The organism is Staphylococcus simiae (assembly GCF_002902085.1).
GTDB lineage: Bacteria > Bacillota > Bacilli > Staphylococcales > Staphylococcaceae > Staphylococcus > Staphylococcus simiae.
Genome location: NZ_PPQR01000013.1, coordinates 1 through 15,301, shown reverse-complemented (window position 1 = coordinate 15,301; position 15,301 = coordinate 1). Strand labels below are relative to the sequence as shown.

The window sequence follows — 15,301 nt, the reverse complement described above, 5'->3', positions numbered from 1 at the left end:
TTGATATATAATTATTAACTTTTTATTTATTAGTCCTAAAAATTAGAAAACTATTATTTTTAAAGTTTGAGTATTACTTCAATAGTAAAATGACAGTTGTCGCATAAAATTGGTTGGATTTTCAAATGATGACTATCTAGTATGACACTTAATTGTTCGATGTATACAAATCTTTATTTAACAAGTATAAATTTCAAAAATTAATAGGATGTGTTGATTATGAAAAACTTAAAAGCTAGTGAAATTAGACAAAAATATTTAGATTTCTTCGTTGAAAAAGGTCATATGGTAGAACCTTCAGCACCTTTAGTTCCAATAGATGATGACTCATTATTATGGATAAATTCAGGTGTCGCTACTTTAAAAAAATATTTTGATGGTAGAGAAACACCTAAAAAACCAAGAATAGTTAACTCTCAAAAAGCGATACGTACCAATGATATTGAAAATGTTGGATTTACTGCGCGCCATCATACATTTTTTGAAATGTTAGGAAATTTCTCTATTGGTGATTATTTTAAACAAGAAGCTATTGAATTTGCTTGGGAATTTTTAACTAGTGATCAATGGATGGGTATGGAACCTGAAAAATTATATGTAACTATACATCCTGAAGATACAGAAGCATATCAAATTTGGCACAACGATATTGGTTTAGAAGAAAGTAGAATCATTCGTATTGAAGGTAACTTTTGGGATATCGGTGAAGGACCTTCTGGACCGAATACAGAAATCTTTTATGATCGTGGTGAAGCTTATGGTCAAGATGATCCAGCTGAAGAAATGTATCCTGGTGGCGAAAATGAACGTTTCTTAGAAGTATGGAATTTAGTATTTAGTGAATTTAACCATAATAAAGATCATAGTTATACTCCGTTACCAAATAAAAATATTGATACAGGCATGGGACTTGAGCGTATGGCTTCAGTGTCACAAAATGTTAGAACAAATTATGAGACAGACTTGTTTATGCCAATTATTAAAGAAATTGAAGAAGTATCTGGAAAATCTTATCTTGTCAATGATAGTCAAGATGTGGCTTTCAAAGTTATCGCAGATCATATTCGTACCATTGCCTTTGCTATAGCAGATGGTGCTTTGCCTGCTAATGAAGGCCGTGGCTACGTGTTACGTAGATTATTACGTCGTGCAGTTAGATTTAGTCAAACACTTGGCATCAACGAACCATTTATGTATAAATTAGTTGATATCGTCTCAGATATTATGGAACCATACTATCCAAATGTTAAAGAAAAAGCTGACTTTATTAAACGTGTAATTAAATCAGAAGAAGAACGATTCCATGAAACGTTAGAAGAAGGTTTAACTATTTTAAATCAATTAATCAAAAAAGCAAAAGACACTACAAACGAGATTAACGGTAAAGATGCTTTTAAACTTTATGACACATATGGTTTCCCGATTGAATTAACGGAAGAAATTGCCGGTCAAGAAGGACTTAAAGTAGATATGGCAACGTTTGATTCTGAAATGCAACAGCAAAGAGATCGTGCACGACAAGCTCGTCAAAATTCTCAATCAATGCAAGTGCAAAGTGAAGTACTGAAAAATATTGCAACGCCAAGTGAGTTTGTAGGTTACACAACAACAGAGGCACAGTCTAAAATTACGCATGTTATATATAATGGTGAAGAAGTGACTAATGCTGAAGCTGGAGAAACAATTTACTTCATGTTAGAACAAACGCCGTTCTATGCTGTGAGTGGTGGACAAGTAGCAGATACAGGTATTGTATTTAACGATAATTTTGAAATTGCTGTAACTGAAGTAACTAAAGCACCGAATGGTCAAAACTTACACAAAGGAAACGTACAGTTTGGACAAGTGACGGTTAATGCTGAAGTAACAGCGCAAGTCAATGAGGCAGATCGTCGTGATATTCAGAAGAATCATAGTGCAACGCATTTATTACATGCTGCTTTAAAACAAGTATTAGGTGATCATGTCAATCAAGCTGGTTCATTAGTTGAAGCAGAACGTTTAAGATTTGACTTTTCTCATTTTGGACCAATGACAGAGCATGAAATTGACCAAGTTGAACGTTTAGTTAACGAAGAAATTTGGAAAGGTCTAAATGTTAACATTGAAGAAATGGACATTGCTTCTGCTAAAGCTATGGGTGCAATGGCCCTATTTGGTGAAAAATATGGTGATGTAGTACGCGTAGTTAATATGGCACCTTTCTCAATAGAGTTATGTGGTGGTATTCATGTAAGTAATACTTCTGAAATAGGTTTATTTAAAATTGTCAGCGAATCTGGCACTGGTGCAGGAGTTAGAAGAATCGAGGCATTAACAGGTAAAGCAGCATTCTTATATTTAGAAAACATTCAACAAAAATTCAACACTATGAAGCAACAATTGAAAGTTAAAGATGATAGTCAAGTTGTTGATAAGTTAACTCAATTACAAGAAGAAGAGAAAGAATTATTGAAACAACTCGAACAACGTGATAAAGAAATTACAGCACTTAAAATGGGCAATATTGAAGATCAAGTAGAAGTTATCAATGGTTTTAAAGTGTTGGCTACTGAAGTAGAAGTGGCAAATGCGAAAGCAATACGCTCTACAATGGACGACTTTAAATCAAAATTACAAGATACAATTATTATCTTAGCAAGTAATGTAGATGGTAAAGTATCAATGGTGGCAACTGTACCTAGTGATTTAACAACTAAAATTAAAGCAGGGGATATCATTAAAGAAATGGCACCAATTGTTGGTGGAAAAGGTGGCGGTCGCCCAGACATGGCACAAGGTGGCGGAACACAACCTGAAAATATCTCAAAATCATTAAGCTTTATTAAAGATTACATTAAAAATCTATAATTTATTTTAATATTATTGTATGATGATAGAGAGTTATACTTGTAATTAAAGGAGTGTCGCAAATGGAAAACTTTGATAAAACTATGAAATTTGATTATGAAGAACTTCCAACACAAAATGTAAGAGATGTCTTAAATAATGTATTTAACACATTAGAAGAACGTGGATATAATGCTGTTAACCAAATCGTTGGTTATTTATTATCTGGAGACCCAGCTTATATCCCGCGTCAAAATGAAGCAAGAAATCAAATTAGACATATCGATAGAGATGTCATTATGGAAGAACTTGTTTCATATTATTTAAAAGAGCAAAGCAAATAACTGATGTTACAGCATAAAATCTTAGGACTTGATGTTGGTAGTAGAACAGTAGGTATTGCGATAAGTGATTTAATGGGTTGGACGGCACAAGGATTAGACACACTCCGTATTAATGAAGAAAATAATGAGTTAGGTATAGATCAATTAGTAGATATTATTAAACAAAATAATGTAGGTACGGTTGTCATAGGACTACCTAAAAACATGAATAATTCAATAGGATTTAGAGGCGAAGCATCATTAGCTTATAAAGAAAAGCTATTAGAAGCTTATCCATCCATTAATGTAGTAATGTGGGATGAACGTTTGAGCACAATGGCTGCTGAAAAGTCATTACTTGAAGCAGATGTTTCACGACAAAAAAGAAAAAAAGTGATTGATAAGATGGCAGCAGTATTTATACTACAAGGCTATTTAGATTCACTACAATAAAAGGAGAATTATATTATGACTGAACATAATCATGATGCAAAATTAGATATTAATAACGAGGAAGAGTTATTAACATTATTTGATGAAGAAGGAAATGAAGTTTTATATCGTAAGGTTTTAGAATTTTATCATCCTGAATTCAAAAAAGAATATGTTATTTTAGCTGAAGAAGGTGCACAATCAGATGATGATGACATGATTGAATTAGTACCTATGATTAACGAACCTGATGAATCTGGTGATGGTGGTAAATTAGTACCAATTGAAACAGATGAAGAATGGGATATGATTGAAGAAGTAGTAAACACAGAAATGGATGACGTTGAATAATTAACATCCATTAATGCTATCAACTTTATTAGGTTCTCTATTTTTTAGGACTGATAAATAGAAAATGAATAATTTTTAAAAAATTAATTTGAAGCCGAGACTCCTGAGGTAGGGACCCAACAAAGAAAAATTCTATACTTAGAATTTTTTCAATAATGTGCAAGACGGGCATAGTTGGGCATTGGGGCCCCAGCAAAGAAAAATTCTGTCAAAAGAATTTTTACTTTAGTGTGCAAGCTGGGGTGCGAGGCTTGAAAATTTAATCTTGTATCAGTCCGATTTGTTAGAGAACCTTCTATTATCGGTGATTTGTTGATATGATAAATAAAATTTTAAACTCTTACATGATTAACGACATCATCATGTAAGAGTTTTTATTTGTCAATAGTAATCTTACATTTACTACTTATATTTTAAGTTAAAATGTGATAAAATATTTTAAGTTAATTTAAATATGAATGATGTGCTTTCGTACACAAAATAGTAATGCATCAACTATTAAATCAGTCATTTAATTGATTAGCAGCAGTCAATCAATTGTTGAGACTGATTTATTTTATTGCTTTTAACGTAGCGCGACTTAATTTACATAAAGGAAGTATTGAAACATGGATGATCAAAATGCAAAATATTTAATACAATTACATAAGTATCATGATAATCCTATTGAATCCTTACGCACATTTGCAGATGACTATGCTGTACCAATTGTTGACCGTTTAACATTAGACTTGATTAAACAACTCATTCGTATGAATAACATTAAGAATATTTTAGAAATTGGAACTGCTATTGGTTATAGTGCAATGCAATTTGCTTCAATAAATAAAGATATTCATGTTACTACGATAGAACGTGATGATGATATGATTCTTTATGCTAAAGATAATATTCAACAGTTTGGATTTAATGATCAGATTACATTAGTTGAAGGTAATGCACTTGATCAGTTTAATCATGTAAATGATAAGGTCTATGATATGATATTCATTGATGCTGCTAAAGCACAATCAAAGAAGTTTTTTGAAATATATACACCACTTTTAAAAAATCATGGACTCGTAATTACAGATAACGTTTTATATCATGGTTTTGTTTCTGATATAGGCATTGTTAGATCTAGAAATGTCAGACAAATGGTTAAAAAAGTTCAAGAATATAATGAATGGTTGATACAACAACCGGGTTATACAACCAATTTTTTAAATATAGATGATGGATTAGCAATATCAATAAAAGGAGAATGACTATGACGGAATTACTCGTTACACCTAAGTCATTAAGCCATATGGAAACACTTATAGAGTTAGGTGCAGACGCTTTTGTTATTGGAGAACAAAAGTTTGGTTTAAGATTACCAGGAGAATTTAATCGACAAGATATGGAGAAAGCGGTGGAACTTGCGCATAATAACGATAAAAAAGTATATGCAGCTGTAAATGGCTTATTCCATAATTATCATTTAGATGCAGTTGAAAATTATATTGAATTTTTACATGACATAAACGTCGATAGAATTATTTTTGGAGATCCAGCGGTAGTTATGTTTGTTAAACAACAAGACAATCCTATTCCACTGCATTGGAATGCTGAAGCATTAGTAACTAATCATTTTCAATGTAATTATTGGGGGAAAAAAGGTGCTGCAAGAGCAGTATTAGCACGAGAATTAAATTTAGAAGAAATTATCAATATTAAAAAGCATGCTGATGTAGAAATTGAAGTCCAAGTTCATGGAATGACATGTATGTTCCAATCAAAACGTATGTTACTTGGAAATTATTATACATTTCAAGATAGACAAATGAAAATTGAACGTCATAAAGATGATCAATCATTACTATTATATGATGAAGAACGTCAAAATAATTATCCCGTTTATGAAGATTATAATGGCACGCATATCATGTCGCCTAATGATATTTGTTTAATTGAAGAATTAGAACCATTTTTCGAAGCGGGTATTGATTCGTTTAAAATAGATGGTATTTTGCAAAGTGAAGCGTATATTAATGTTGTCACAGAACAATATAGACAAGCTATCGATTTATATAATGAAGATCCAGAAATTTATGAAGATGAAAAATTTATGTTAGTGGATCCAATCGAAGACATACAACCAGAACATCGTCCATTTGATGAAGGTTTCTTATTTAAACAAACGGTATACTAAAGGAGAATAATTATGAAAACAATGGAAGAAATTAAATCAACTCCTAAAACAGTTATGAAGAAACCAGAATTGTTAGCGCCTGCTGGTAATTTAGAAAAATTAAAAATTGCTGTTCATTATGGCGCCGATGCAGTATTTATCGGAGGTCAGGAATACGGCCTACGTTCTAATGCGGATAACTTTACAATGGAAGAAATAGCTGAAGGAGTAGCATTTGCAAACCGTTATGGTGCTAAAATTTATATAACTACTAATATTATTGCTCATGATGAAAATATAGATGGCTTAACAAATTATTTACAAAATCTTGAAAAAACAGGTGCTACGGGTATAATTGTTGCTGACCCATTAATTATAGAAACATGTAAAGAGGTAGCTCCTAAATTAGAAATCCATTTATCTACACAGCAATCTCTTTCCAATTACAAAGCTGTAGAATATTGGAAAGAAGAAGGACTAGATCGTGTAGTATTAGCTCGTGAAACAGGTGCTATGGAAATGAAAGAAATGAAAGAGAAAGTAGATATCGAAATAGAAGCATTTATACATGGGGCAATGTGTATCGCTTATTCTGGTAGATGTACCTTAAGTAATCATATGACAGCTAGAGATTCTAACCGTGGCGGCTGTTGTCAAAGTTGTCGTTGGGATTATGATTTATTAGAAATTGATGAAAATGGAGAATTAGACTTATTTTACGAACAAGGTGATGTTGTACCGTTTGCAATGAGTCCTAAAGATCTTAAATTAATTGAATCTATTCCACAAATGATGGATATAGGGGTAGATTCTCTGAAAATTGAAGGACGTATGAAATCAATTCATTACATTGCAACAGTTGTATCTGTTTATCGTAAAGTAATTGATGCGTATGCGGCAGACCCAGACAATTTTACGATTAATCCTGAATGGTTAGTTGAATTAGACAAATGTGCTAATAGAGATACCGCTCCAGCTTTCTTTGAAGGTACTCCAGGATATGAGGAACAAATGTTTGGACAACAACAATCTAAGAAGTCGCCATATGATTTTTGTGGTTTAGTACTAGATTATGATGAAGAAACACAATTGGCCACAATTCAACAACGTAATAATTTTAAACCTGGTCAAGAAATTGAATTTTTTGGTCCAGAAATAGCAACCTTTAGACAAGTCGTTGAAGCGATTTATGATGAGGAAGGTAATAGTTTAGATGCTGCACGACATCCATTACAAATTGTACAAATAAAGGTTGATCGTCCAATTTATCCAAATAATATGATGAGAAAGGAAATTGGTTAATGAAAGCTACAACGATAATTGGCATTGCTGGTGGCTCTGGCTCAGGAAAGACAACTGTAACGAATGAAATTATGAAAAATCTAGAAGGTCATAGTGTAGCTTTATTAGAACAAGATTATTATTATAAAGATCAATCACATTTAACATTTGAGCAACGCTTAGAAACCAATTATGACCACCCTTTTGCTTTTGATAATGACTTATTAATTCAAAATTTATCAGATTTAAAGAGTGGTAAGGCTGTTGAAGTACCAACATATGATTATGCTAATCATACACGTAGTGATGTTACCATTGATTTTCAACCTAAAGATGTTATTATCGTAGAAGGTATCTTTGCTTTAGAAAATAAGACATTACGTGATATGATGGATGTTAAAATATATGTTGATACAGATGCAGATTTAAGAATATTACGTAGACTTACACGAGATACAAAAGAACGTGGACGTTCAATGGAATCTGTTATTAAACAATATTTAAGTGTTGTCAGACCAATGCATGATCAATTTATTGAACCAACTAAGAAATATGCTGATATAATTATTCCTGAAGGTGGCAGCAATAAAGTAGCTATTGATATTATGACAACAAAAATTCAGACATTAGTTAGTAAGCAATAGTAAACCAAAGTAAAGGAAGTTGACATTATGGAAAATCAAAAACAATATCCAATGACTCAAGAAGGTTATGAAAAGTTAGAACGTGAATTAGAAGAACTAAAAACAGTTAAACGACCAGAAGTAGTTGAAAAAATTAAAGTAGCTCGTTCATTCGGTGACTTATCAGAGAACTCAGAATATGATGCGGCTAAAGATGAACAAGGTTTCATCGAACAAGATATTCAACGCATTGAACATATGATCAGAAATGCTTTAATCATTGAAGACACTGGAGATAATAATGAAGTTAAAATTGGTAAAACAGTAACATTTGTAGAATTACCAGGTGATGAAGAAGAAAGCTATCAAATCGTTGGTTCAGCAGAATCAGATGCATTTAATGGTAAAATTTCGAACGAATCACCAATGGCTAAAGCTTTAATTGGTAAGAAACTAGATGATGAAGTACGTGTACCATTACCAAACGGTGGCGAAATGAACGTCAAAATTGTAAACATTCAATAATTAAATAAATATGATTTAAAAATGCGACTGCAACTATCTATATAATAGTTTGTAGTCGTATTTAAATTTTTTAGAGGCTCTTAGCTTTTGAATAAAAGTATAGAGCCTCTTATGCAGTTGAGTGCAACGAAACAGTAAACCATTAAACTTTTGATTACGATCAAAAGGAATAGAGCCTCTTATGCAGTTGAGTGCAACGAAACAGTAAACCATTAAACTTTTGATTACGATCAAAAGGAATAGAGCCTCTTATGCAGTTGAGAGAAACGAAACTATTTTTATAATTTTAATCTGTAGACTGTATTGTTGTAATCTTATTATTTAATTTCTCTATTTTTTACAAATGATAAATAAGAGTTGAATAATTTATTAGCGTATCAAGCGTTAATATTATTTATAGCTACTAAAAAGTTAACTACATATAAAATTAATATAGTACAATATATATTTTAAGAAATTATTTTTCGATTTGTCTACATTATTAAATGCGATTTGAATTACTTATTAAACAACTAGGTATTTACAATGATACAATATTAAAGTATTCAATAAATAAGATGTTGTAATACAAAGGGGGTAAAGGGCTATGGAAATTAACTATATTAATGAGCAAACTGTGATGCTTTATTTTAACAATGAAATTAGTGAAGAAAATTATAATCAAGTAAATTTAGTAGTGCAACATATTAAAGATAAAAGTCATCCTGCAATTCAAGATATTGTCCCATCATATCGAGCTATATTAATATACTTTAATGAAAAGGAAATTTCAGCTTCTAAATTAATTGAAAATTTAGAACTTAATCGTTTACATAACAAAAGTAATACGCTTGAATTACAACAACAACGTATTATTACAATTCCTGTTGTTTATGGTGATGAATTTGGTCCAGACATTGAAGAAGTGGCTCACTATAATAACATCACAATTGAAGAGGTGATTGAAACGCATGTCAGTAAACCGTACCTCATATATATGATGGGTTTTATGCCTGGTTTTCCATATTTAGGAGGGCTTGATAAACGATTACATACGCCTAGAAGAGATGAGCCAAGAGTCAAAATAACTGCTGGCTCTGTAGGTATTGCTAATAACCAAACAGGTTTATATCCTTTGGATTCACCAGGAGGATGGCAGATTATTGGTAGAACACCCGTCGAAGTTTTTTATTTAAATAGACAGCCGATGACACTATATGAAGCGGGAGATTATATTCAATTTAAATCCATTAGTGCGTCAGAATATTACTCAATAAAAGATCGTATTCAAAATGGTAAATTTGATATTGCAGATTGGGTGGTGACTAAAAATGTCTATTAAAATAATACAAGCTGGCTTGTTTTCTACAATTCAAGATATAGGAAGAATAGGCTATCAACATATTGGATTTTCTGGTGCTGGTGCAATGGATGTTAATAGTTTTCGTTTAGCACAGATTATGATTGGCAATGAAGGGCCTGCAATAGAATATACGATGATAGGTCCAACTATCCAATTTAATGAAGCAAATACATTTGTTTTGTGTGGCGCATATGGTGATTCATTACTTAATAATCAAGCTATTAGTCACCAAACAGTTTATTTTGTAGACAAAGGAGATATCTTAACCATAGGACCATTAAGCCATGGCACAAGAGGCTATATTACGTTTGGTAAGCCACTGGACATTCCTAAAGTAGCGAATAGTTATTCAACCCATACTAGAACTGCTATAGGTGGTTATAAAGGTAGAACATTGCAAAAAAATGACATGATTAACGTACGTCATAATAATAAATATAAAATAAATTTAGGCAAACATGCTGACATGAATCTACTACCTCAAGATAAGTTGATTCATATCATTGAAGGACCACAAATTAATGAATTTTCTACTAAGACCATCGAAACATTGACGCAACAATCATATGTTATTTCTGAACAATCAGATAGAATGGGCTATCGCTTAATTGGTGAAGGTGTTGCACCTATCAACAATGCTGATATTATTTCTGAACCTGTTGCGCTTGGAAGTATACAAGTTCCCAATGATGGACAACCTATTATCTTATTGAATGATAAACAAACAATCGGTGGTTATACAAAAATTGCTACAGTTTGTAAATTTGATTTACCAAAATTGGCTCAAATGAAGCCTAATGATGACATAAAATTCAAATGGCTTGATTTTGAAGTTGCTAAGAAAATAAATGACAAGTTAGAAAATGACTTTGAAATAAATATCAAGACAATGAAGGACAAGCCAACCTATGATATGACAGCGTTAAGACAAACTTCTCAAAAAATTTCTAAAATGTTACAGGGGGCTAATTAAATGAACATAGAACAAATAGAACAATTAATCAAATTAGTAAAAGAAAATGATGTAGCAAAATTTAAATATAAAAATTTCGAAGATGAAATAGAAATTGATTTTACTACAAGTCAACAAGAAGTATCACAACATACTGTAACTCATTCAAATGTTAATGAAGAAGCAACGACATCGAACAAGACAGATAAAACCAATCATAATAAAGAAATTAAGTCACCTATGGTTGGCACATTTTATTTACAAGATAGTAAGGAATTAACAGAACCAATGATTAAAGTTGGTGATGTAATAAATGAAGGTGACATTATTGGATATGTAGAAGCAATGAAAGTATTAAACGAAATTCCAAGTGATGTCACTGGTGAAGTGCAAGAAATCGTTGTCAATCATGGAAGTAACGTAGAATATGATCAAGTATTAGTGCGTGTTAAATAAGGAGGAAAGTCAATGTATCGTTGTTTAATAGCCAATAGAGGTGAAATAGCTGTTCGTATTATTCGAGCGTGTCGTGAAATGAATATTGAAACAGTTGCTATTTATGCCAAAGGTGATGAACAAAGTCTACATGTTCATTTGGCTGATCAAGCAGTATGTATTGGAGAGGCTAATGCTTTAGATAGTTATTTAAATATTGACAGGATAATTGCGGCTGCACATATTACTGGAGCTAATGCGATTCATCCAGGTTATGGTTTTTTATCAGAATCTACTAGATTTGCACAAGTTATCGAAGAAAATGGTCTTAAATTTATTGGACCAACTAAAGAAACGATGCAAATGATGGGAGATAAAATAACAGCTAGACAAACAGTAGATAGTGCTGGTGTACCAGTTATTCCTGGGTCAAAGGATGAAGTGAATAAGGTAGAAGAAATTGAACAATTGGCTGAAGATATTGGATATCCTGTAGTTATAAAAGCTGCTAGTGGTGGTGGAGGTAAAGGTATCAGAATAGTGAAGGAAGCTAAAGACTTGGAAAAAGCTTTAAATGAAGCTAAAAGCGAAGGGCAAAAGTATTTTGATGATGACCGAGTTTATGTTGAAGCTTTTATCCCAGTCGCCAAACATGTTGAAGTTCAGATTATGGGAGATGGCCAACATAATTTTGTTCATCTTGGTGAACGAGATTGTTCAGTTCAACGCAAGAATCAAAAATTAATAGAAGAATCTCCTTGTGCAGCTTTGTCAGAAGAAAGAAGACAACAAATTTGTAATGATGCAGTTAAAGTAGCAAAAGCATCTCATTATAGAAGTGCGGGTACAATTGAATTCTTAGTTACTGAAGATGCACATTATTTTATAGAGATGAACGCTCGTATTCAAGTAGAACATACAGTTACAGAAATGAGAACCGAACGTGATTTAGTCGCTACTCAACTTTATTTATTAATGAATAACCAATTACCATTTAAGCAACAAGATATTAAGTTCAGTGGACATGTGATAGAAGCACGTATTAATGCAGAAAATCCACAAAAGAAATTCCAACCAACACCGGGTAAGGTCAATCACTTACATCTACCACAAGGATTTAATGTAAGGGTAGATTCATTATTATATCAAGGATATCACGTATCACCTTTTTACGATTCATTAGTTGCAAAAGTTATTGTTAAGGCAAATAATCGAGCGTCAGCTATTACCAAATTAAAAGTAACATTAGATGAAATGGTTATTGATGGATTTACTACTACAGCTGACTTTTTATATGCAGTATTGAATTATCCACCATATGCAAATGGTGATGCTCGTGATGTAGATATTAAATTTTTAGAAAAGCATCAAATTATAACAGGAGTGACATTATGATGAAAATAGATTTGAATTGTGATTTAGGAGAAGCGTTTGGAAATTACTCGTTTGGTGGAGATCAACAAATTATTCCATTAATCACATCTGCAAATATCGCTTGTGGTTTTCATGCTGGTGACGAAAATGTGATAAATGGAACTGTTAAATTAGCTAAAGATAATAATGTAGGTATCGGTGCTCATCCAGGTCTACCAGATTTACAAGGATTTGGTAGAAGAAATATGGACATGACACTAGATGAAATCTATAATCTAGTTATTTATCAATTAGGTGCTTTACAAGGATTTTGCAAAATACATCAAGTAAATATCAATCATGTTAAACCACATGGTGCTTTGTATCAAATGGGTGCTAAAAATAAAGATATAGCTCGAAAAATTGCACAAGCAGTTTATGATTTTGATTCTTCGTTAGTTTTTGTAGGATTAGCTAATAGTTATTTAATCTCTGAAGCACAAAAAATAGGTTTAATTACTGCTTCTGAAGTCTTTGCTGATAGAAGGTATGAGAGTAATGGACAGTTAGTAAGTAGAAAAGAAAAAGATGCAGTTATAACTGATACCAATGAGGCGTTGAAACAAGTTATAACAATGGTAACTGAGCAACAAGTTGTATCTAAAGATGGAGAAGTTATTGACTTGCAAGCTGATACAATTTGTGTGCATGGCGATGGTGCACATGCATTAGAATTCGTGACTAACATAAGACAACAGTTAATGAAAGAAGGCGTTGAAATTCAATCGCTATAAGGGGGCTTAAAGATGGGAGAAGATTTAAAACCACAACATCAACAACAAGATTTTCAATTTACTAAAAATCATAAAAGGTTATTACTAGGTTCAGTATTTTTAATGGCAACATCTGCGATTGGACCGGCATTTTTAACGCAAACAGCAGTGTTTACTGCACAATTTTATGCCAGCTTTGCTTTTGCTATATTATTATCAATTATTATTGATATCGGTGCGCAGATTAATATTTGGAGAATTTTAGTTGTCACAGGATTAAGGGGTCAAGAAATTTCAAATAAAGTTTTACCTGGTTTAGGTACAGTGATTTCTATTTTAATTGCTTTTGGTGGCTTAGCATTTAATATTGGTAATATTGCAGGCGCAGGTTTAGGTTTAAATGCTATTTTTGGTATTGATGTTAAATGGGGAGCAGCTTTAACAGCTATTATGGCGATTTTAATATTTGTCAGTAAGAGTGGACAGAAAATTATGGATGTTGTATCAATGATATTAGGTGTCGTTATGATTATAGTCGTAGCTTATGTCATGGTTGTTTCTAATCCTCCATATGGTGATGCTTTAATCCATACTTTTGCACCGGAACATCCTATGAAATTAGTGTTACCTATAATTACGCTTGTTGGAGGAACTGTAGGCGGTTATATTACATTTGCTGGTGCCCATAGAATTCTAGATTCTGGTATTAAAGGTAAACAGTATCTACCATTTGTAAATCAGTCAGCTGTTGCAGGTATTTTAACAACTGGTGTTATGAGAGGTTTGTTATTCTTAGCGGTATTAGGTGTCGTAGTTACTGGTGTCACATTAAGTGCGGAAAATCCTCCAGCTTCAGTTTTTGAACATGCCATTGGACCAATAGGTAAAAATATATTTGGTGTGGTTTTATTTGCTGCAGCGATGTCATCAGTCATAGGTTCAGCATATACAAGTGCAACATTTTTAAAAACATTGCATAAATCATTACTAAATAGAAGTAATTTAATTGTGATTATCTTCATCGTTATTTCAACATTGATTTTCTTATTTATTGGTAAGCCAATTAGTTTATTAATTATCGCTGGTGCTATCAATGGTTGGATTTTACCAATCACGCTTGGTGCAATCTTGATAGCAAGTAAGAAAAAATCAATTATGGGTGATTATAAGCACCCAACATGGATGTTCGTCTTTGGTATTGTAGCAGTAATTGTGACCATATTAACTGGAATTTTCTCATTCCAAGGTGTTTTAGAATTGTTTAAATAATATTGTGACATTTAATGAAAATTAAAAATTAGAACTTAGGACATAGAATATTAAGTTCTTAGGTAAAGTAAACAAGCCAATTGCTATAAAAATTGATAGCAATTGGCTTGTTTTATTGAGTTTGAAAACATACATTCTTAATCCTAAAAGACAAGTTAACTATCACTATGTAGTATGTTATTAGGTGTGATGTTATGAAAGAATTAAAGGTGAAGCATATATGAGTAAAATCAAAACGTTAATAATAAATAAAATCAACATAATTTTATTTCTAAATTTTAAATAACACGCAAGTAAAATTAATGTCGCTACTGTAATGATTATTGCTCCAGGAATAAACCATATTATTGTTGCTTGATACCATATTATAGGTAATGCCATTGTGATAAACGACAGTAAAGTTAATAATAGACTTACATAAATATAATTTTTAATTATTTGTCATCTCCTATGGTAAAGTTTTCTCTAATTAATATAAAGGATATTAAAATATTAAACAATAACAATTCATTATTTATTAACATTGATAGTTATTTAATGATTAATAAGATAGTATTCATTAAATAAAGTAATAGTTTTAATTTTTCTTAATTAATGAAGCTAGTCATAAGTTGTTAAGCCTTTTAAAATGTCTATTTAATCCTGTCTCTTATACACATCT

The 15,301-nt window shown here is 31.8% G+C and carries 15 protein-coding genes; all 15 read left to right on the top strand.

Annotated elements, in window-relative coordinates; translation table 11 throughout:
- The first annotated feature begins 219 nt into the window (after positions 1-219).
- Positions 220-2,850 (top strand): alanine--tRNA ligase, encoded by a 2,631-nt coding sequence (gene alaS, locus CD113_RS01935; protein WP_002462078.1) that lies wholly within the window; start codon positions 220-222, stop codon positions 2,848-2,850.
- Between the two features lie 62 nt (positions 2,851-2,912).
- Positions 2,913-3,173: an IreB family regulatory phosphoprotein gene (locus CD113_RS01930; RefSeq protein ID WP_002462080.1), complete on the top strand. Its 261-nt coding sequence runs from the start codon at positions 2,913-2,915 to the stop codon at positions 3,171-3,173.
- Positions 3,174-3,176: 3 nt separating this feature from the next.
- Positions 3,177-3,605 (top strand): Holliday junction resolvase RuvX, encoded by a 429-nt coding sequence (gene ruvX / locus CD113_RS01925; RefSeq protein ID WP_002462081.1) that lies wholly within the window; start codon positions 3,177-3,179, stop codon positions 3,603-3,605.
- Positions 3,606-3,620: 15 nt separating this feature from the next.
- Positions 3,621-3,935, top strand: a complete 315-nt coding sequence (locus tag CD113_RS01920; RefSeq protein ID WP_002462083.1) for a DUF1292 domain-containing protein — start codon at positions 3,621-3,623, stop codon at positions 3,933-3,935.
- A gap of 608 nt (positions 3,936-4,543) precedes the next feature.
- Positions 4,544-5,182, top strand: coding sequence for an O-methyltransferase (locus CD113_RS01915; RefSeq protein WP_002465286.1), 639 nt, complete (start codon positions 4,544-4,546; stop codon positions 5,180-5,182).
- A 2-nt stretch (positions 5,183-5,184) separates the two neighbouring features.
- The gene (locus CD113_RS01910) at positions 5,185-6,108 is read left to right on the top strand and encodes a peptidase U32 family protein (protein ID WP_002465287.1); all 924 of its coding nucleotides are present in this window, start codon (positions 5,185-5,187) and stop codon (positions 6,106-6,108) included.
- 12 nt (positions 6,109-6,120) lie between these two features.
- On the top strand, positions 6,121-7,389 hold the full coding sequence (locus CD113_RS01905; protein ID WP_002465288.1) for a peptidase U32 family protein: 1,269 nt from the start codon (positions 6,121-6,123) through the stop codon (positions 7,387-7,389).
- A complete protein-coding gene (gene udk, locus CD113_RS01900) occupies positions 7,389-8,012 on the top strand; it encodes a uridine kinase (RefSeq protein ID WP_002465289.1) in 624 nt (207 codons plus the stop codon). Before CD113_RS01905 ends, udk begins: the two co-directional genes overlap by 1 nt.
- 27 nt (positions 8,013-8,039) lie before the next feature.
- Positions 8,040-8,516: a transcription elongation factor GreA gene (greA, locus tag CD113_RS01895; RefSeq protein WP_002465290.1), complete on the top strand. Its 477-nt coding sequence runs from the start codon at positions 8,040-8,042 to the stop codon at positions 8,514-8,516.
- Between the two features lie 586 nt (positions 8,517-9,102).
- Positions 9,103-9,837 carry a 5-oxoprolinase subunit PxpB gene (gene pxpB, locus CD113_RS01890; protein ID WP_002465291.1) on the top strand — a complete coding sequence of 245 codons (735 nt, stop codon included), beginning with the start codon at positions 9,103-9,105 and terminating at the stop codon, positions 9,835-9,837.
- Positions 9,827-10,831, top strand: a complete 1,005-nt coding sequence (locus CD113_RS01885; protein WP_002465292.1) for a 5-oxoprolinase subunit C family protein — start codon at positions 9,827-9,829, stop codon at positions 10,829-10,831. Before pxpB ends, CD113_RS01885 begins: the two co-directional genes overlap by 11 nt.
- Complete coding sequence (locus tag CD113_RS01880; RefSeq protein ID WP_002465293.1) at positions 10,832-11,266, top strand: acetyl-CoA carboxylase biotin carboxyl carrier protein; 435 nt, start codon at positions 10,832-10,834, stop codon at positions 11,264-11,266. It begins immediately after the preceding gene.
- Positions 11,267-11,278: 12 nt separating this feature from the next.
- Positions 11,279-12,640 carry an acetyl-CoA carboxylase biotin carboxylase subunit gene (locus CD113_RS01875; RefSeq protein ID WP_002465294.1) on the top strand — a complete coding sequence of 454 codons (1,362 nt, stop codon included), beginning with the start codon at positions 11,279-11,281 and terminating at the stop codon, positions 12,638-12,640.
- Entirely contained in the window at positions 12,640-13,392 is a 753-nt protein-coding gene (gene pxpA / locus CD113_RS01870) for a 5-oxoprolinase subunit PxpA (RefSeq protein WP_002465295.1), read from the top strand. The genes CD113_RS01875 and pxpA overlap by 1 nt, the downstream gene beginning before the upstream one ends.
- A gap of 12 nt (positions 13,393-13,404) precedes the next feature.
- On the top strand, positions 13,405-14,640 hold the full coding sequence (locus tag CD113_RS01865; protein ID WP_095092742.1) for an NRAMP family divalent metal transporter: 1,236 nt from the start codon (positions 13,405-13,407) through the stop codon (positions 14,638-14,640).
- The last annotated feature ends 661 nt before the right edge of the window (positions 14,641-15,301 follow it).

What these genes read in the sequence shown, in the direction of transcription:
- alaS (WP_002462078.1), top strand. Translation starts at nt 220, where the DNA reads ATGAAAAACTTAAAAGCTAGTGAAATTAGACAAAAATATTTAGATTTC.
- CD113_RS01930 (WP_002462080.1), top strand. Translation starts at nt 2,913, where the DNA reads ATGGAAAACTTTGATAAAACTATGAAATTTGATTATGAAGAACTTCCA.
- ruvX (WP_002462081.1), top strand. Translation starts at nt 3,177, where the DNA reads ATGTTACAGCATAAAATCTTAGGACTTGATGTTGGTAGTAGAACAGTA.
- CD113_RS01920 (WP_002462083.1), top strand. Translation starts at nt 3,621, where the DNA reads ATGACTGAACATAATCATGATGCAAAATTAGATATTAATAACGAGGAA.
- CD113_RS01915 (WP_002465286.1), top strand. Translation starts at nt 4,544, where the DNA reads ATGGATGATCAAAATGCAAAATATTTAATACAATTACATAAGTATCAT.
- CD113_RS01910 (WP_002465287.1), top strand. Translation starts at nt 5,185, where the DNA reads ATGACGGAATTACTCGTTACACCTAAGTCATTAAGCCATATGGAAACA.
- CD113_RS01905 (WP_002465288.1), top strand. Translation starts at nt 6,121, where the DNA reads ATGAAAACAATGGAAGAAATTAAATCAACTCCTAAAACAGTTATGAAG.
- udk (WP_002465289.1), top strand. Translation starts at nt 7,389, where the DNA reads ATGAAAGCTACAACGATAATTGGCATTGCTGGTGGCTCTGGCTCAGGA.
- greA (WP_002465290.1), top strand. Translation starts at nt 8,040, where the DNA reads ATGGAAAATCAAAAACAATATCCAATGACTCAAGAAGGTTATGAAAAG.
- pxpB (WP_002465291.1), top strand. Translation starts at nt 9,103, where the DNA reads ATGGAAATTAACTATATTAATGAGCAAACTGTGATGCTTTATTTTAAC.
- CD113_RS01885 (WP_002465292.1), top strand. Translation starts at nt 9,827, where the DNA reads ATGTCTATTAAAATAATACAAGCTGGCTTGTTTTCTACAATTCAAGAT.
- CD113_RS01880 (WP_002465293.1), top strand. Translation starts at nt 10,832, where the DNA reads ATGAACATAGAACAAATAGAACAATTAATCAAATTAGTAAAAGAAAAT.
- CD113_RS01875 (WP_002465294.1), top strand. Translation starts at nt 11,279, where the DNA reads ATGTATCGTTGTTTAATAGCCAATAGAGGTGAAATAGCTGTTCGTATT.
- pxpA (WP_002465295.1), top strand. Translation starts at nt 12,640, where the DNA reads ATGAAAATAGATTTGAATTGTGATTTAGGAGAAGCGTTTGGAAATTAC.
- CD113_RS01865 (WP_095092742.1), top strand. Translation starts at nt 13,405, where the DNA reads ATGGGAGAAGATTTAAAACCACAACATCAACAACAAGATTTTCAATTT.